The sequence below is a fragment of the Pseudomonas sp. R3-56 genome, from assembly GCF_051132075.1.
In the GTDB taxonomy this organism is placed as follows: domain Bacteria; phylum Pseudomonadota; class Gammaproteobacteria; order Pseudomonadales; family Pseudomonadaceae; genus Aquipseudomonas.
This window is the reverse complement of sequence record NZ_CP071657.1, coordinates 2,313,225-2,331,107: the sequence shown is the minus strand read 5'-3', so window position 1 is coordinate 2,331,107 and position 17,883 is coordinate 2,313,225. Positions and strand designations below refer to the sequence as shown.

Below are 17,883 nucleotides of genomic sequence, written 5' to 3'. Positions count from 1 at the left end.
AGCGGCAAGCAGTGAGTTTCAAGCTGCAAGTGAAGGGCAGCAACTATTGAGTTTTATCAATCAATCGCACGTAAAAATCAACTTAACAAATATATGACTTGGCGCAACACTGCATTTCATTGCGACCCCACTCAAGAATAAAAGAGGTGTCTATGGCAGGTTTCAACAAACGCGTGAGCTCCTATGAGGAAGCGCTTGAGGGCTTGAAGGACGGCATGACTGTCATTGCCGGCGGCTTCGGCCTGTGCGGTATCCCGGAAAACCTGATCGCCGAGATCAAGCGCAAGGGCACCCGCGATCTCATCGTGGTTTCCAACAACTGCGGCGTCGACGGTTTCGGCCTCGGCGTGCTGCTGGAAGACCGGCAGATCCGCAAGGTAGTCGCCTCCTACGTTGGCGAAAACGCCCTGTTCGAGCAGCAACTTTTGAGTGGCGAAATCGAAGTCGTGCTCACCCCTCAAGGCACCCTCGCGGAAAAAATGCGTGCGGGTGGCGCTGGCATCCCGGCCTTCTTCACCGCCACCGGCGTCGGCACGCCAGTGGCCGAAGGCAAGGAAGTGCGTGAGTTCCATGGCCGCCAGTACCTGATGGAAGAGTCCATCACCGGTGACTTTGCCATCGTCAAAGGCTGGAAGGCAGACCATTTCGGTAATGTGGTCTATCGCCATACCGCGCAGAACTTCAATCCGCTGGCCGCCACGGCGGGCAAGATCACCGTGGTCGAAGTCGAGGAAATCGTCGAGCCCGGCGAGTTGGACCCGGCGCACATCCATACGCCCGGCATCTACGTCGACCGGGTCATTTGCGGCACGTTCGAAAAGCGCATCGAACAGCGCACCGTGCGTAAGTGATCCCCTGCCCCCGGCCCGAATGAAGGAATAACACCATGGCACTTTCCCGCGAACAAATGGCTCAGCGCGTCGCCCGCGAAATGCAGGACGGCTACTACGTGAACCTCGGTATCGGCATCCCGACCCTGGTCGCCAACTACATTCCCGAAGGCATGGAAGTCATGCTGCAATCGGAAAACGGCTTGCTCGGCATGGGCGCGTTCCCCACCGAAGCCGAAGTCGATGCGGACATGATCAACGCCGGCAAACAGACGGTCACCGCGCGCATCGGCGCTTCGATCTTTTCTTCGGCCGAATCCTTCGCCATGATCCGTGGCGGCCACATCGACCTGACCGTACTCGGCGCGTTCGAAGTCGACGTCGAGGGCAACATCGCGTCGTGGATGATTCCCGGCAAGCTGGTCAAGGGCATGGGTGGCGCGATGGACCTGGTGGCCGGTGCCGAGAATATCATCGTCACCATGACCCATGCGTCCAAGGACGGTGAGTCGAAACTGCTGCCGCGCTGCAGCCTGCCGCTGACCGGCGCCGGTTGCATCAAGCGCGTACTGACTGACCTCGCCTACCTGGAAATCCAGGACGGCGCCTTTATTCTCAAGGAACGTGCCCCAGGCGTAAGCGTCGAGGAAATCGTCGCCAAGACCGCCGGCAAGCTGATCGTGCCGGACCACGTACCTGAAATGCAGTTCGCTGCCCAGTGAGGAGAGATTCGATGCAAGAAGTCGTGATTGTCGCCGCTACCCGTACCGCCATCGGCAGCTTCCAGGGTTCGCTGGCTGCCATTCCCGCGCCGGAACTTGGCGCCGCGGTGATCCGTCGCTTGCTGGAACAGACCGGTCTTTCCGGCGAGCAGGTCGATGAAGTGATCCTCGGCCAGGTATTGACTGCTGGTTCCGGACAGAACCCGGCGCGCCAGGCGTCGATCCTCGCCGGCCTGCCCCATGCCGTGCCAGCACTGACTCTGAACAAGGTCTGCGGCTCGGGTCTCAAGGCGCTGCACCTGGGCGCCCAGGCGATTCGCTGCGGTGATGCCGAAGTCATCATCGCCGGCGGCATGGAGAACATGAGCCTGGCCCCGTACGTGTTGCCAGCGGCCCGCACCGGTTTGCGCATGGGTCACGCGAAGATGATCGACAGCATGATCACCGATGGCCTGTGGGACGCGTTCAACGATTACCACATGGGCATCACCGCCGAGAACCTGGTGGACAAATACGGCATCAGCCGCGAGGCGCAGGATGCTTTCGCCGCGGCGTCCCAACAGAAAGCCGTCGCCGCCATCGAAGGCGGTCGTTTCGCCGATGAGATCACGCCGATCCTGATTCCCCAGCGCAAGGGCGATCCGGTGGCCTTTGCTACTGACGAGCAGCCCCGCGCCGGTACTACCGCTGAATCCTTGGCCAAGCTCAAGCCGGCCTTCAAGAAAGACGGCAGCGTCACTGCGGGCAATGCGTCCTCGCTCAACGATGGCGCCGCCGCCGTGATCCTGATGAGCGCGGAAAAAGCCAAGGCGCTGGGCTTGCCGGTATTGGCAAAAATCAGTGCCTACGCCAACGCCGGTGTCGACCCGGCCATCATGGGCATCGGCCCGGTCTCGGCCACCCGTCGCTGCCTGGACAAGGCCGGCTGGTCGCTGGATCAACTCGACCTGATCGAAGCCAACGAAGCCTTCGCCGCCCAATCCCTGGCTGTCGCCAAAGAACTGGAATGGGACATGGACAAGGTCAACGTCAACGGCGGCGCCATTGCCCTGGGCCATCCGATCGGGGCATCGGGTTGCCGGGTGCTGGTGACGCTGTTGCATGAAATGATCAAGCGCGACGCCAGGAAAGGCCTCGCGACACTGTGTATCGGCGGTGGCCAGGGCGTAGCTCTCGCGCTGGAACGGGCGTAACCGGCAACAGGCAAAACGGTGGCTGCGCGGACCCACGATATCCGCGCGATCACTGGCAGCAGACCGGCGCAACTTTGGTTGCGCCGGTTTTTTTTGCCTGCACCGGCCCCGTGGCGCCGAATTCGGCAGCGCCTGCGATCGAATGTGGGAGCGAGCCTGCTCGCGAAGGCGGTGGGTCAGTTTGCATCGATGTTGAATGTGCCGGCCTCTTCGCGAGCGGGCTCGCTCCCACCAGGTTCTGCGACAGCTCGGAACTCGATAACATCCAAGATCCATGTGGGAGCGAGCCTGCTCGCGAAGGCGACAGACCAGGCGACGCGGATCCTTCAGGTCCCTGCGCCAAACCGGTCGCGGCTGTTGGTCAGGTGCAGCCACATGGCGGCGCGGGCGGCGTCGGGGTCCTGGCGCTGGATGGCGTTGAAAATCGCCTCGTGCTCCAGGTTCGCAAACTGCGCCAGCTTGCCCAGGTCCGCCTGGCCGCGTTCGGCCATGTTCACCCGTGTGCGGGGAATCATCGCACTGCCCAGGTGCTGCATGATTTCGACAAAACAGCTGTTGTCCGTGGCCTCAGCGATCAGCAAATGAAAACGCCGGTCAGCCTCGACGCAGCTGTCGTTGTTGTTGAGCAAGCGCTGGTAGTCATCCAGCGCCTGACGCATCTGCTGCAATTGCTCCTCACTGCGGCGCTGGGCCGCCAGCGCCGCAGCCTGGGTTTCCAGGCCCAGGCGCAATTCGAGAATCCCGCGCACGCCCGCTGCAGTATCGACGTTGAGCCTCAGCCCCTGCTCTCCCGTCTGCTCCAGCACAAAAGTACCGATGCCATGGCGAGTCTCCACCAACCCCGAGGCCTGCAATTTGGAGATCGCCTCGCGCACCACCGTGCGGCTGACCCCATGCTCGCGCACGAAAGCACCCTCCGACGGCAATTTCTCTCCGGGCTTCAACTGCCCCAGCAGGATGCTCTGGCTCAACTTCGCCACCAGGTCATGGGCCAGGTTGTGGGTGCGCTTGCGCAGAGGCGTTTGAGTGTCTTGCTGCATGTGCCACGGGTTCCTTGAAAACAGGCTCGTCGATCCTACCATCCGCCGCGTCGGAGTTGTTTGCGGATGCAGGCCAACTTGTATGACAACGGCCAATATCACGCTGGCTTAATCCTGAAAAGCTCACCAGGCGTTTGGTGTCTCAACGCCTGACCAATCCGGCCACAACCTCATAAAAGCCAACAAACACAGTATAAGGATGGCCACTTCCAATCCAATCGTGCTCAAAAACTGCTTGTCAGACAAAAAAATCAACTTGTATGATGTCTATCAACATCGACACCTGCACGATGCCCCGCATAAAAATAAACAGTGGGAGAAAATCCAGTGAACTCATCCAGCCTCAAGGCAGATGCCGGCGCGGATCCGGTGCTGTCCTCGGCCATATCCAAGGTCAAGCGCCACATCCTGCCGCTGTTCGTCATCATGTTCATCGTCAACTACATCGACCGTGTGAACATCGGCTTCGTCCGTTCCCATATGGAGCACGACCTGGGCATCGGCGCAGCCGCCTATGGTTTTGGCGCCGGCCTGTTCTTCATCGGCTACGCGCTGTTCGAAGTCCCGTCCAACATCCTCCTGCAACGCATCGGCGCCCGTATCTGGCTGACACGCATCATGCTCACCTGGGGCCTGGTGGCGGCAGGCATGGCCTTCATCCAGAACGAAACCCACTTCTACATCCTGCGTTTCCTGCTGGGTGTGGCCGAAGCCGGTTTCTTTCCCGGCGTGATCTACTACTTCACGCGGTGGCTGCCCGGCGTCGAGCGCGGCAAGGCCATCGCGATTTTCCTCAGCGGCTCGGCGATCGCTTCGCTGATCTCCGGCCCGCTGTCGGGGCTGCTTTTGCAGATCAACGGCCTGGGCATGCACGGCTGGCAGTGGATGTACTTCATCGAGGGGATGTTTTCGGTCTGCCTCTGTGTGTTCGTCTGGTTCTGGCTGGACTCCAAGCCTCACGACGCCAAGTGGCTCAGTCGCGACGAGCAGGATGCGCTGGTCAAGGCCATCGACGATGAACAGTCGGCCCGTGAAGCGGCGACGCCGATCAAACTGTCGATCGGCCAATTGCTCAAGGACCGCCAGATCATCCTGTTCTGCCTGATCTATTTCTTTATCCAACTGACCATCTACGCGGCGACCTTCTGGCTGCCGAGCATCATCAAGAAGATGGGCGAGCTCAGCGACCTTCAGGTAGGGCTGTTCAATTCGATTCCCTGGTTGCTGTCGATCGTCGGCATGTACGCCTTCGCCTCGCTGTCGGCCAAATGGAAGTTCCAGCAGGCCTGGGTTGCCGCTGCCCTGTTGATCGCTGCGGCAGGCATGTTCATGTCCACCACCGGCGGGCCGATCTTCGCTTTCGTTGCGATCTGCTTCGCGGCCCTGGGTTTCAAGTCCGCCTCTTCGCTGTTCTGGCCGATTCCCCAGGCCTACCTGGACGCACGGATCGCCGCCGGTGTCATCGCGCTGATCAATTCGGTGGGCAACCTCGGCGGATTCGTCGCCCCGACTACTTTCGGCCTGCTTGAGCAGCACACCGGCTCGATCCAGGGCGGGCTCTATGGCCTGGCGGCCACATCGATCATTGCCGCGATCATCGTGTTTGCCGCGCGCAATACGCCCAGGCCGAAAACCATCAAGCCTTCCACCGACCCGGCTACCAGTCACGCCTGACCACAACAATAACTCAAGGATCCGTACACGATGACTACCCAAGAAACCAGCAAAGCCCCGATCATCACCAGCATGCAAGTCGTGCCCGTGGCTGGCCACGACGGCATGTTGCTCAACCTCAGCGGTGCCCATGGCCCGTTTTTCACCCGCAACATCGTGATTCTCAAGGACAACGCCGGGCATACTGGCGTGGGCGAAGTGCCCGGCGGTGAGCGCATTCGCCAGACCCTCGAAGATGCTCGCTCACTGGTGGTCGGCAGCCCCATCGGCACCTACCAGAAAATCCTCAACAGCGTACGCCAGGCCTTTGCCGATCGTGATGCCGGCGGTCGCGGCCTGCAGACCTTCGACCTGCGTATCACCATCCACGCCGTCACCGGCCTGGAAGCTGCGTTGCTCGACCTGCTCGGCCAGCACCTGGATGTGCCGGTCGCCGCCCTGCTCGGCGAAGGCCAGCAGCGCGATGAAGTGAAGATGCTCGGCTACCTGTTCTACGTCGGTGATCGCCAGCAGACCGACCTGCCCTACCGCAGCGAACCGCAGGCTGAAAATGACTGGTTCCGCGTACGCCACGAAAAAGCCCTGGATGCTGACGCGGTGGTGCGTCTGGCCGAGGCGGCCCACGCGCACTATGGCTTCGAGGATTTCAAGCTCAAGGGCGGCGTGCTCAGGGGCGATGAAGAGATCGAAGCGGTGACGGCGTTGGCCGAGCGTTTCCCCCAGGCGCGCATCACCCTGGACCCGAACGGCGCCTGGTCACTCAAGGAGGCCATCCGCCTGTGCCGTGATCAGCACAAGGTGCTGGCCTATGCCGAAGACCCTTGCGGCGCCGAGAATGGTTATTCGGGTCGTGAAGTCATGGCTGAATTCCGTCGCGCCACAGGCCTCAAGACCGCCACCAACATGATTGCCACCGACTGGCGCGAAATGGGTCACGCGATTACGTTGCAGTCGGTCGACATTCCCTTGGCCGATCCACATTTCTGGACGATGCAGGGTTCGGTGCGGGTGGCGCAAATGTGCAATGAATGGGGCCTGACCTGGGGCTCTCACTCCAACAACCACTTCGATATTTCCCTGGCGATGTTCACCCACGTCGCGGCCGCCGCGCCGGGCGACATCACCGCCATCGACACTCACTGGATCTGGCAGGACGGCCAACGGCTGACCAAGGCGCCCTTGCAGATCCGCGGTGGCTGCGTGCAGGTGCCGAAGAAACCGGGGCTGGGGATCGAATTGGACATGGACCAGCTGGCCAAGGCTCATGAGTTGTACAAAGGCATGGGACTTGGGGCGCGGGATGATTCGGTGGCGATGCAGTATCTGATCCCGGGCTGGACATTCAACAACAAGCAGCCGTGCCTGGTTCGCTGAGAAGTATAAAACCTTGTGGGAGTGAGCCCGCTCGCGATTGCGGTGGTTCAGTCACATCGATGTAGACTGACCCTCCGCTATCGCGAGCAGGCTCGCTCCCACAATGGCCCGGTGTAAATCTGGCTTGATTCCCACCGCTGTTCCCGTGGCGAGGGAGCTTGCTCCCGCTCGGTTGCGCAGCGACCGCAAAATCCTGGGGCCGCTGCGCAGCCCAGCGGGAGCAAGCTCCCTCGCCACGGTCATCACTGCTTTGATACCTCGGCGAGTAGTTATCCCTCCGGCCGCAGGATCAGCACCGCCAGCGGCGGCAGGTTCAGTTCCAGCGACAGCGCCTGGCCATGGCTGGGGATCGCCTCGGTGGAGGCACCGCCGCCGTTGCCATAGTTGGAACCGGCATAGGTGTCGGCATCGCTGTTGAGCAATTCCACCCAGCGTCCGCCAAACGGCACGCCGACCCGATACGCCTCGCGCGGCACCGGCGTGAAGTTGGCGACTACCAGCACCGGCCGGCCATCCTTGCTCCAGCGCAGCCATGCATAGACACTGTTGACCGCATCGTCACCAATCAGCCATTGGAAGCCTTGCGGCGCATCGTCCTGGTCATGCAGCGCCGGTTCTTCGCGATAGAGCCGGTTCAGGTCGCTCACCAGTTTCTGCACGCCCCGGTGCTCCGGGTATTGCAGCAGGTACCAGTCCAATTGCTGGTCGTGGTTCCACTCGCGCCATTGGCCAAACTCGCAGCCCATGAACAACAGTTTCTTGCCGGGATGGCCCCACATGAAGCTCAGGTAGGCGCGCAGGTTGGCGAATTTCTGCCAGCGATCACCGGGCATCTTGTCGATCAGCGAGCGTTTGCCGTGGACCACTTCGTCATGGGAAATCGGCAAGACAAAACGCTCGGACCAGGCGTAAACCAGGCCGAAGCTCAGTTCGTTGTGGTGATGAGCGCGGTACACCGGGTCCTGCTGGATGTAATGCAGCGAATCGTGCATCCAGCCCATGTTCCATTTGTAGGCGAAACCCAGGCCGCCCTGTTGCGTGCTCTGGCTGACACCCGGCCATGCCGTGGACTCCTCGGCGATTACCAGCGCGCCGGGCGTCTCCAGTGCAACCACGTCGTTGAGGTGGCGCAGGAAGTCGATGGCTTCCAGGTTCTCCCGTCCGCCGTGGCGGTTGGGTACCCACTCGCCGGCCTTGCGCGAATAGTCGCGATACAGCATCGAGGCCACCGCATCGACCCGCAGGCCGTCGACGTGGAAATGCTTGAGCCAATGCAACGCCGAGGCCAGCATGAACCCATGGACTTCGGTGCGCCCGAGGTTGTAGATCAGCGTGTCCCAATCCTGGTGGAAGCCTTCCAGCGGGTTGCCGTATTCATACAGCGCGGTCCCGTCGAACTGGGCCAGGCCGTGGGTATCGGTCGGGAAATGCGCCGGCACCCAATCGAGGATCACGCCGATATTGGCCTGGTGGCAGGCGTTGACGAACGCGGCGAAATCATCGGGCGAACCGAAACGCGCGGTTGGGGCAAATTGCGACAGCGGTTGATAGCCCCACGAGCCGCCAAACGGGTGTTCCATGATCGGCATCAGTTCGATGTGGGTGAAGCCCAGGTCCTTGACGTAGGGAATCAACCGCTCGGCCATTTCATGCCAGTTGTACTGCCGGGAAACCTCCCCCGCCTCGTCGATTTCGCACTGCCAGGAACCGGCGTGCAACTCGTAGATCGACAGCGGCGCGCCTGGTAGCTGGCGCTCGCGTCGGCTTTGCATCCACTCGTCGTCCTGCCACTCGATTTTCAACGGCGCGGCGACCTTGGATGCCGTGTCCGGCGGCATCTGGGTGGCCAGGGCCACCGGGTCGGCCTTGAGCGGCAGGATACCGTGGGCGCCAAGGATTTCGTATTTGTAGCCTTCGCCCGGACCGAGCCGCGGGATGAAGATCTCCCACACGCCGGACGGATAACGGATGCGCATTGGATGCCGGCGCCCGTCCCAGACGTTGAAGTCCCCCACCACCGACACCCGGCGCGCGTTCGGCGCCCAGACCGCGAAGCGCACACCGTCGACGCCATCGACCGTCTTCAGTTGCGCACCGAGGCACGCGCTGAGGTCGCGGTGATTGCCCTCGGCGAACAGGTAAAGATCCATCTCCCCCAGCAGCGGGCCGAAGCTGTAGGGGTCTTCGGCAACCTGCTCGCCGCCCGCCCAACGGGTGCGCAGCAGGTACGGCTGTGCGCGGTCGAAATGGCCGACGAACAGGCCTGGCGTTTCGGTAGCCTGCAATTCGCCCAGCTCCTCGCCGCCGTCACGGGCGAGCACATTCACGCTCAACGCACCGGGCAGGTACGCGCGGATAAATTGCCCGCCCGCCCCGTCGCCATGCGGGCCCAGGATCGAGAACGGATCTTGGTGTTCGGCGCGCACCAGCGCGTCGATGTCGTGGGGGGCCGGCAACAATGCCTCTTTGGCCTGCCCCTGGGTTTCCTTGTTCGAGACGCTCATGATTCTCTCCACTAAATCGGTCCGGCTAAATCGGAAAAGGGTTGCAGCCCACTCAACAGCCCGTACAGACCGTGCAACGGCACGGGCAGCCAGGCGGGGCGATTCTCGGCTTCATAAGCCACTTCATAGGCCGCCTTCTCCAGGCCGAACAACGCCAGCGCGGCGTCCTCGCCTTCAGCATCCTTCCATTCATGGGCAAGACTAGCTGCCGCCAGCCGATACGCCTCGACAAATGCCTGGCGGGCCTCAATCAAATAGCGGTCGGCGACCCGTTTGCGTGCCGCATCGGCGTCGGCTGTGGTGTCCACGGTGTGCAGTTGGACAGCCATCGCTGCCGCGTAATCGAAGGAACGCAGCACGCCGCTGACGTCCTTGTACGGGCTGTGCTTGCCACGCCGCTCACGCAACGGCCGCGCCGGCTCACCCTCGAAGTCGATCAGGTAGGCGTCGCCCTTGATCACCAGCACCTGCCCCAGGTGCAGGTCGCCATGCACCCGGATACGCAAGCCACCGGCCGCCTTGCCGGCCAGTTCCTGGACATGGGCCAGCACGGTTTTCCTGTGTTCCAGCAAGCGTGCGACCATGGCTTGGTCCGCCGGGTTCAATTGCCCCTGGTTCTGCTTGAGCAGACGCAAGGCGTTTTCCACCTGGGCGACGACGTCCTTGCCGATCGCCTGGGCCTCTTTGGCGCTGGTGGCCTGCGGCGCGAAGCCCGGGTTGTCGGTGGGCTGGGCAAGCACCTTGTGCATTTCCCCCAGACGCTGGCCGAGCATGCCGGCGAAGTCCTTCAGCTCACCCAGGGCGTTGTAGTGCTGTTCCTGTTCGGACACCGCGTCCGCCAGTTCGTCGCGCAAGGCGCGCTCGAGGTTGTTCTGGGTCCATTCCCACGCATCACCCTGATTGCTCAGGTAACCCTGGGCGATCATCAGCAGCGCATCCTCGCCCCGGGCGTCGCGGCGAATCACCGAACCTAGCAGCGGCGAAATATTGCTGAAGCCGGCAGCGGTCAGGTAAGCACTCATCTCCAGTTCCGGATGCACGCCCGACGCGACCTTGCGGATCAGCTTGAGCACCAGGCTGCCGCCAACCACCACCGAACTGTTGGACTGCTCGGCGGACAGGTAGCGCACCTCCGGCTCGGCGCCAAGGTTCAGCGCCGCCAGGCCTGCGGTGGGTTCAAACCGCAACTCGCCATCGGCGCACGGCAATACGGTGTTGGCCTGGATGCCTTGCATCACGGCTCGCACGAAGCTCTCCAGGGTGAACGCATCGGTAATCAGCCCGACCTGACGCCCCCGGCGGACCCGCGATAAGGCCAGTTGCTGGGGCAGCGCCGGGCCCACCTGGTCCTCGGCCAACAGACCGAATGGCAGTTGATAGCGCAACGTCTGACCGGCGCTGGTCACGTCGATTTCGCTCAACAGCACAGGCCGTTGCGGATCTCCGAAGCGCACGCCATAGACGATGTCGACTTTCTCGATGGCGCTGTCCTTGCCGGCGAACCAGCGACGGTTCTGCAGCCAGCTTGGCAGAATGCTCTGCTCTAACGTTGTGCGTGACGGCGCCTCAAGCAATTCTTCCAGGCGCTTTTTCAGTACCAGCGTGGTGAAGTCCGGCAGGCTCTGGGCAGGTTCCACATGCCAGCTCGGCATCTGGTTTTCCGCCGCCAGGGCGAACCAGTAGAAGCCGTACGGCGCCAGGGTCAGGAGGAAATTCAACTGGCCGATGGGCGGGAAGGCATTACCCCCGAGCATTTCCACCGGGACCATGCCGGCATAGGCCGAGAGGTCCAGCTCCGCCGCCTGGGCGCTACGTGAAACGTTGGCGACGCAGAGAATGATTTCATGCTTGCCATCCGGGCTGGTGTATTCACGGGTGTAGGCAAGGATCCGGCGGTTGCTCGGCGACAGCATTTTCAGCGTGCCCCGGCCGAAAGCCTTGGACTGCTTGCGCACCGCGAGCATCCGACGGGTCCAGTTGAGCAGCGAGTGCGGGTCGCCGGCCTGGGTCTCGACGTTCACCGAGAGGTAGCCGTACTGCGGATCCATGATCGGCGGCAGCACCAGGCTCGCCGGGTCGGCGCGGGAGAAACCGCCGTTGCGGTCGATGGACCACTGCATCGGCGTGCGCACGCCGTCACGATCACCGAGGTAGATGTTGTCGCCCATGCCGATTTCATCGCCGTAGTACAAAGTCGGCGTACCGGGCATCGACAGCAGCAAACTGTTGAGCAATTCCACGCGGCGACGGTCGCGCTCCATCAGCGGCGCCAGGCGACGGCGAATGCCCAGATTGATCCGCGCCCGGCGATCGGCCGCGTAGTAATTCCACAGGTAGTCGCGCTCCTTGTCGGTGACCATTTCCAGCGTCAGCTCATCGTGGTTGCGCAAGAAAATCGCCCATTGGCAATTGGCTGGAATCTCCGGAGTCTGGCGCAGGATGTCAGTGATCGGGAAACGATCCTCCTGGGCCAGCGCCATGTACATGCGCGGCATCAACGGGAAGTGAAACGCCATGTGGCATTCGTCGCCATTGAGGCCTTGAGCGTCGACATCGCCAAAATACAGCTGGGTGTCTTCCGGCCACTGATTGGCCTCGGCCAGCAGCATGCGGTCGGGATAATTGGCGTCGATCTCGGCGCGGATCAACTTGAGGACGTCATGGGTCTCGGGCAAATTCTCGTTGTTGGTGCCGTCGCGCTCGATCAGGTACGGAATCGCATCCAGGCGCAGGCCATCGATGCCCATGTCGAGCCAGTAGCGCATCACCGACAGCACGGCCTTGATGACCTGCGGGTTGTCGAAGTTGAGGTCCGGCTGGTGGGAATAGAAGCGGTGCCAGAAGTACTGGCCTGCCACCGGATCCCAAGTCCAGTTGGACTTCTCGGTATCGAGGAAAATGATCCGCGTGCCGTCGTACTTGTGATCGTCATCCGACCAGACGTAGAAATCCCGCGCCTTCGAGCCCTTCTTGGCCTTGCGCGCGCGCTGGAACCAGGGATGCTGGTCCGAGGTGTGGTTGATGACCAGCTCGGTGATGACCCGCAGGTTGCGCTTGTGGGCCTCGGCAATGAAGCGCCGCGCATCGGCCATGGTGCCGTAGTCGGGGCTGACGCCACGGTACTCGGCGATGTCATAACCGTCATCGCGCCGGGGCGAAGGATAGAACGGCAGCAGCCAGATAGTGTTGACGCCCAGGTCGGCAATGTAGTCGAGCTTCTCGATCAGCCCGGGAAAGTCGCCGATCCCGTCGTTATTGGAGTCGAAATAGGATTTGACGTGGACCTGATAGATCACCGCGTCCTTGTACCAGAGCGGGTCATTGATAAAGGTGGCAGACCGGGGTTTCTTGGCCATTTGCAACTCCTGAAAATTCGATAAAACCGCTGGACTGGCTGGCGATATCTACGTGGCGAGGGAGCTTGCTCCCGCTGGGCTGCGAAGCGGCCCCTGAGATCACGACTGCTGCGCAGCCGAGCGGGAGCAAGCTCCCTCGCCACGAAAGCCGTTCTCGCGCCTCACGCCACGCTGATCCGCCAGATCCCGAACGGCTGGTATGCCGGGTCGATCCGCATGAACTGGTACTTGCCGTACCAGGTCCAGCGGTGGCCGTTCATCAAATCCTCGCCCTGGGTCTGGGCATCGTCCGGCAGGCCCATTTCCCACAACGGCAACTCGAAATTGGCTTCCTGGACGTTGTGCGGATCGAGGCTTACCGCCACCAGGATGAAGTTGCTGCCATCCGGCGTGCGCTTGCCGAAGTACAGGATGTTGTCGTTCCAGGCGTTGTAGATCTTCAGGCCCAGGTGCGTATGCAGCGCCGGGTTCTGGCGGCGGATACGGTTGAGCTGAGCGATCTCGGCGATGATGTTGCCCGGCGCGGTGAAATCCCGTGGCCGAATCTCATACTTCTCCGAATCGAGGTATTCCTCCTTGCCTGGCACCGCTGCTGATTCGCAAAGCTCGAAGCCCGAATACATGCCCCACAGGCCCGACCCCATGGTCGCCAGCGCGGCGCGAATCAGAAAACCGGCGCGCCCCGACTCGTGGAGGAACGCCGGGTTGATATCCGGCGTATTGACGAAGAAATTCGGCCGGTAGCATTCGCGCAAAGGCGACTCATTGAGCTCAGTGAAATAGGTCGCCAGTTCGGCCTTGGTGTTGCGCCAGGTAAAATAGGTGTAGCTCTGGGAATAACCGACCTTGCCCAGCCGCGCCATCATCGCCGGTGTGGTGAAGGCTTCCGCCAGGAACATCACCTCTGGGTACTGCGCGCGCACGTCGGCGATCAGCCACTGCCAGAACGGCAACGGCTTGGTGTGGGGATTGTCGACGCGGAATATCTTCACACCCTCGTTGACCCAGCCCACCACGATGTCGCGCAGTTCGGTCCACAGGCTCGGTATCGCATCGGCGGCGTAGAAATCGACGTTGACGATGTCCTGGTATTTTTTCGGCGGGTTCTCCGCGTATTTGATCGTGCCGTCAGGCCGCCAGCTGAACCAGCCCGGATGCTGCTTGAGCCAGGGGTGGTCCTGGGAACACTGGATGGCGAAGTCGAGGGCGATTTCCAGGCCGTGATCGGCTGCGGCGGCCACCAGACGGCGGAAATCCTCGCGAGTGCCCAACTGCGGGTGAATCGCCTCGTGCCCGCCCTCCTCGCTGCCAATGGCGTAAGGGCTGCCCGGATCGTCGGGGCCGGCGGTCAGGGAGTTGTTCGGACCTTTGCGGAAACTGCGCCCGATCGGGTGGATCGGCGGGAAGTACAGCACGTCGAAGCCCATGTCCTGGATCACCGCCAAGCGCGAATGCACGTCGTTGAACGTGCCGTGGCGGCTGGGATCATCGGTGATCGAGCGAGGGAACAACTCATACCAGCTGGCGAACTCGGCCCGTTCACGTTCCACGTCAAGCGGATATTCAGGACTGACGCTCAGGTAAGGCCGATGGTCGGCCAGCGACATCAGGTCCGCACTGCGTGGTTCAAGGAACAGGGCGACCTGTTCTTCCGGCAACAGACTCGAAAGCTGCTGGTGCAACTCGGCCAGCTGTTCGCTCAATTCGCCATCGCTGCGCTCGGCAGCCTGTTGCACGTGATTGCGACCCTCCTGCAGCTCCAGGCTGATGGGGACCCCGGCGGCGAATTTTTTTTCCAGCTCGTAGCGGAAGCTGGCGAACTGATCAAACCAGGCCTCGATGCAAAACACGTAGCGGCCGACGGCCGGTAGGTTAAATTGACCGCGCCAGCTGTTGTTGCCCAGCTCGGTCATCACTTCGCTGTTCCAGATATCGTCTTCCAGCGCACGCCAGCGGATCCGCACAGCCAACTTATCGTGGCCATCGGCAAATACCTTGCTGGTCACCGTCACGTCCTGTCCCGCCAGGGCCTTGGCGGCAAACTGCCCGCCATCGATCACCGGCATGGTGTTTTCAATCGCAATACGTGGCAATAACAACGCCTGGGACAACGGCAGATGCGGGTTGTACGCCAGGTCATTTGGCTGTTCGGCAGTCATCGAGCATCGCTCCTTCTACGCCCCATGGACGCGCTTGTGGCGGTAAAGGCCCAATGGGTCCCTGATTTAACTCACTTAAGCTCCGAACCGGACCGGCGACCAAAAGTTCAGCACGATTTACTGGCCGGCACCGGGGAATCAAACCCGTCGGGCCATGGTCAACCAGACAAGCACGACTCAAGCCACATCCACCCCGGAGGCCCGATCGAATGACCATTCCCATCCCGGCCGAAACACCCGATCCGAACATCGACGACCCAACCCTGCCGCCACCCGGTCCGGATCCCGAGCCGATTCCAGAGAAGGACCCACCGCTGGACCCGCAACCGCCTTTGGGAGATCCGCCGAGCGAGGCGCCGCCGGAGCGGGTTTGACTCGCCAGATCAGTGAAAAACCTGTGGGAGCGGGCCTGCTCGCGAAAGCGGTGTGTCAGTCAGCATAGGTGGTGCTGATTACTCCGCCTTCGCGAGCAGGCTCGCTCCCACAGAATTCCATGCCCAGTCCGGCGAATGGTTACAACTTTTCGTCTTTTTCCAACGCCCGAACAATCATCGGCATCACACTGAAAATCGCCAGCGCCAGCACCGTACTGAGCAACGCTGTCGCTTCCCGGCCCAATCCGGCGGCAACGCCGATGGCGGCGGTCATCCACAGGCCGGCGGCGGTGGTCAGGCCTTTTACGTGGCTTTCGTCGCCATTGTCGTTTTTCAGGATGGTGCCGGCGCCGAGGAAGCCGATGCCGGCGACGACGCCCTGGATCACCCGGCTCATCGCGTCGGCCTGGGAACCGGACATCTGCGGCACCAACACGAACAGCGCGGCGCCCAGCGCCACCAGCATATGGGTACGCACGCCGGCGGCCTTGCCCTTGTGCTCACGCTCGAATCCCAGGATGCCGCCCAGCAGTGCAGCCATTACCAGGCGCACCGTCACCCGCGTCATCTGCTCGGTATCGGTGATGTCGGCGAATTCAGCTTGCAGGGTTATCCAGACTTCATCCCACCACGATTCCATGGACCTTCCTCTCTTCACTCGATAAATGATGGACCACAAGCGATGCGAGACGTGCGACCGACCGCTGATCAGCCGCAACGAACCCTGCCGGCGGCACGCCACCTAACGTTCAGACATTGAAGGAAGGAGCATCAACATGACTGTACGAATCGATGACAACCGGACCTGCCACTTCGACACCCCCAACGGCCAGGAACAGCGACCGGCGAGCGAGTTGACGATCATTACCGACCCGGACAAGGCCATGTCAGCCGTGGAGCTCAATGGCGGGCGGGTCTACCTGACCGAGGCGGAAGTGGATGCCCTGACCGTGGCCGGAGCGGCTGACGGACGGCAGAACCTGAAGGCGACTGACAGCGACTCTGTGATCTGACTTCACGTGGCGAGGGAGCTTGCTCCCTTGCCATAGGAGAGGCTTGTTCGGTCATTGCCGGGTGCATCAAAGTGTCGCAGGGCCGGGGCCGCGCGGTATCTGATCCGGTTTTTATGCCGCTACCTGAGTCTGTTATGCAAACAGTTCGATGGTCATAGTGCTCCGGCCAGATAGCGGCTGATGAGCGACCGACCATGAGCGAAAGAATCCCCGCCCAGTTGATACAGACCTTCGACCCCGCGCCCACGAGAATCAGGGCCAGGACTACCGACAACCTGATCCACACCCGTAGCTTCAGCGGTTTGTTTCGTACCCTGCGCATCAGCGGTGCCGGCGTCCTGTTCCTGCTGTTCTTCGGCACGGTGTGGCTGGACTGGAACGGTCGCCAGGCGGTGCTCTGGAATCTTTCCGAAAGCAAATTCCATATTTTCGGCGCGACCTTCTGGCCCCAGGATTTCATCCTGCTCTCGGCGTTGTTGATCATTGCCGCGTTCGGCCTGTTTGCGATTACCGTGTTCGCTGGGCGCGTGTGGTGCGGCTACACCTGTCCTCAGAGCTCATGGACCTGGATCTTCATGTGGGTCGAGAAGATCACCGAAGGTGAGCGCAACCAGCGGATCAAGCTGCAAGCCGCGCCGTGGGGCGTGAACAAACTGCTGCGACGCTCGGCCAAACATACGTTGTGGCTGGCCATCAGCCTGCTCACCGGCCTGACGTTCGTAGGCTACTTCACCCCGATCCGGCCGCTGGCGGAAGAGCTGCTAACTTTGCAAATGGCTGGCGTCAGTCTGTTCTGGGTGCTTTTTTTCACCGGGGCGACCTACCTCAACGCCGGCTGGCTGCGCGAAGCCGTGTGCATGCACATGTGCCCTTATGCGCGGTTCCAGAGCGTGATGTTCGACAAGGACACGCTGACCATTTCCTACGACGTGGCCCGTGGCGAAATTCGCGGCCCGCGCAAACGCGATGCGGTCCCGGCCAACATCGGGCTGGGCGACTGCATTGACTGCCAGATGTGCGTACAGGTCTGCCCGACCGGCATCGATATTCGCGACGGTCTGCAAATGGAGTGCATCGGCTGCGCGGCCTGCATCGACGCCTGCGATTCGATCATGGACAAGATGGGCTACGCCCGTGGCCTGATCAAATACACCTCCGAACGTCAGTTGCAAGGCGGCAAGACTCACCTGCTGCGACCACGGCTGGTCGGCTACACGGCGGTACTGATGGTCATGATCGCTGCGCTGGCCCTGGCACTGGTGGAGCGGCCAATGGTGTCGCTGGATGTGAGCAAGGACCGTGGGCTGTTCCGTGAGAACAGCCAGGGCCAGATCGAAAACATCTACAGCCTGAAGATCATCAACAAGACCCAGCAACGCCAGGCGTACCAACTGTCGCTGATGGACGGCGACGGTTTCGTCCTGCAAGGCAAGACCCAGTTGAGCCTGGCACCCGGGGAAATCGTCGACGTGCCGGTTTCGGTGGCGATGCTCAACGAACGGCCCCGGAGCGGGTCCCAGGAACTGACATTCAAGGTCGCCGACAGTGATGAGCCAGACATTTACAGCGAAGCAAAAAGCCGTTTTGTAGCACCGATGAATCGGTGAAGCCTTAAGATGCCTTGCTTTTGTGGGAAACGAGCGC

13 protein-coding genes are annotated in these 17,883 nt (G+C 61.7%); 8 read left to right on the top strand and 5 right to left on the bottom strand.

Annotation, left to right across the window (positions count from 1 at the left end; genetic code table 11):
- Positions 1-152: 152 nt before the first annotated feature.
- Genes J3P96_RS10635 through J3P96_RS10625 form a run of 3 tightly spaced genes read left to right on the top strand, consistent with a single transcriptional unit; the run spans position 153 to position 2,745 of the window.
- Positions 153-851 (top strand): CoA transferase subunit A, encoded by a 699-nt coding sequence (locus J3P96_RS10635; protein WP_434656957.1) that lies wholly within the window; start codon positions 153-155, stop codon positions 849-851.
- Positions 852-886: 35 nt separating this feature from the next.
- Positions 887-1,552 (top strand): CoA transferase subunit B, encoded by a 666-nt coding sequence (locus J3P96_RS10630; RefSeq protein WP_003180355.1) that lies wholly within the window; start codon positions 887-889, stop codon positions 1,550-1,552.
- Between the two features lie 11 nt (positions 1,553-1,563).
- The gene (locus tag J3P96_RS10625) at positions 1,564-2,745 is read left to right on the top strand and encodes an acetyl-CoA C-acetyltransferase (protein ID WP_434656955.1); all 1,182 of its coding nucleotides are present in this window, start codon (positions 1,564-1,566) and stop codon (positions 2,743-2,745) included.
- 326 nt (positions 2,746-3,071) lie between these two features.
- Here the strand turns inward: J3P96_RS10625 and J3P96_RS10620 are convergent, their stop codons facing one another.
- Complete coding sequence (locus tag J3P96_RS10620) at positions 3,072-3,785, bottom strand: FadR/GntR family transcriptional regulator (protein ID WP_434630082.1); 714 nt, start codon at positions 3,783-3,785, stop codon at positions 3,072-3,074.
- Positions 3,786-4,112: 327 nt separating this feature from the next.
- Here J3P96_RS10620 and J3P96_RS10615 point away from each other — a divergent pair, with 327 nt between their 5' ends.
- Both J3P96_RS10615 and gudD read left to right on the top strand, forming a co-directional pair.
- Positions 4,113-5,459 carry an MFS transporter gene (locus J3P96_RS10615; protein WP_434656953.1) on the top strand — a complete coding sequence of 449 codons (1,347 nt, stop codon included), beginning with the start codon at positions 4,113-4,115 and terminating at the stop codon, positions 5,457-5,459.
- A 30-nt stretch (positions 5,460-5,489) separates the two neighbouring features.
- A complete protein-coding gene (gene gudD, locus J3P96_RS10610; protein ID WP_434630078.1) occupies positions 5,490-6,833 on the top strand; it encodes a glucarate dehydratase in 1,344 nt (447 codons plus the stop codon).
- 269 nt (positions 6,834-7,102) lie between these two features.
- Here the strand turns inward: gudD and glgB are convergent, their stop codons facing one another.
- From glgB to J3P96_RS10595, 3 genes are all read right to left on the bottom strand, one after another.
- The gene (gene glgB / locus J3P96_RS10605) at positions 7,103-9,337 is read right to left on the bottom strand and encodes a 1,4-alpha-glucan branching protein GlgB (RefSeq protein WP_434656951.1); all 2,235 of its coding nucleotides are present in this window, start codon (positions 9,335-9,337) and stop codon (positions 7,103-7,105) included.
- A gap of 11 nt (positions 9,338-9,348) precedes the next feature.
- Positions 9,349-12,693 (bottom strand): maltose alpha-D-glucosyltransferase, encoded by a 3,345-nt coding sequence (treS, locus tag J3P96_RS10600; RefSeq protein WP_434656949.1) that lies wholly within the window; start codon positions 12,691-12,693, stop codon positions 9,349-9,351.
- A 161-nt stretch (positions 12,694-12,854) separates the two neighbouring features.
- Positions 12,855-14,852: an alpha-1,4-glucan--maltose-1-phosphate maltosyltransferase gene (locus tag J3P96_RS10595; RefSeq protein ID WP_434656947.1), complete on the bottom strand. Its 1,998-nt coding sequence runs from the start codon at positions 14,850-14,852 to the stop codon at positions 12,855-12,857.
- 209 nt (positions 14,853-15,061) lie between these two features.
- On the opposite strand from J3P96_RS10595, the gene J3P96_RS10590 reads away from it, so the two are divergent.
- Positions 15,062-15,226: a hypothetical protein gene (locus J3P96_RS10590; protein ID WP_434573316.1), complete on the top strand. Its 165-nt coding sequence runs from the start codon at positions 15,062-15,064 to the stop codon at positions 15,224-15,226.
- A 139-nt stretch (positions 15,227-15,365) separates the two neighbouring features.
- Here the strand turns inward: J3P96_RS10590 and J3P96_RS10585 are convergent, their stop codons facing one another.
- Positions 15,366-15,866 (bottom strand): MgtC/SapB family protein, encoded by a 501-nt coding sequence (locus J3P96_RS10585; protein ID WP_434573314.1) that lies wholly within the window; start codon positions 15,864-15,866, stop codon positions 15,366-15,368.
- A 136-nt stretch (positions 15,867-16,002) separates the two neighbouring features.
- Between J3P96_RS10585 and J3P96_RS10580 the strand changes: the two genes are divergently transcribed.
- Both J3P96_RS10580 and ccoG read left to right on the top strand, forming a co-directional pair.
- Entirely contained in the window at positions 16,003-16,239 is a 237-nt protein-coding gene (locus tag J3P96_RS10580; protein ID WP_434656944.1) for a DUF3203 family protein, read from the top strand.
- Positions 16,240-16,433: 194 nt separating this feature from the next.
- Positions 16,434-17,846 carry a cytochrome c oxidase accessory protein CcoG gene (gene ccoG / locus J3P96_RS10575; protein ID WP_434656942.1) on the top strand — a complete coding sequence of 471 codons (1,413 nt, stop codon included), beginning with the start codon at positions 16,434-16,436 and terminating at the stop codon, positions 17,844-17,846.
- The last annotated feature ends 37 nt before the right edge of the window (positions 17,847-17,883 follow it).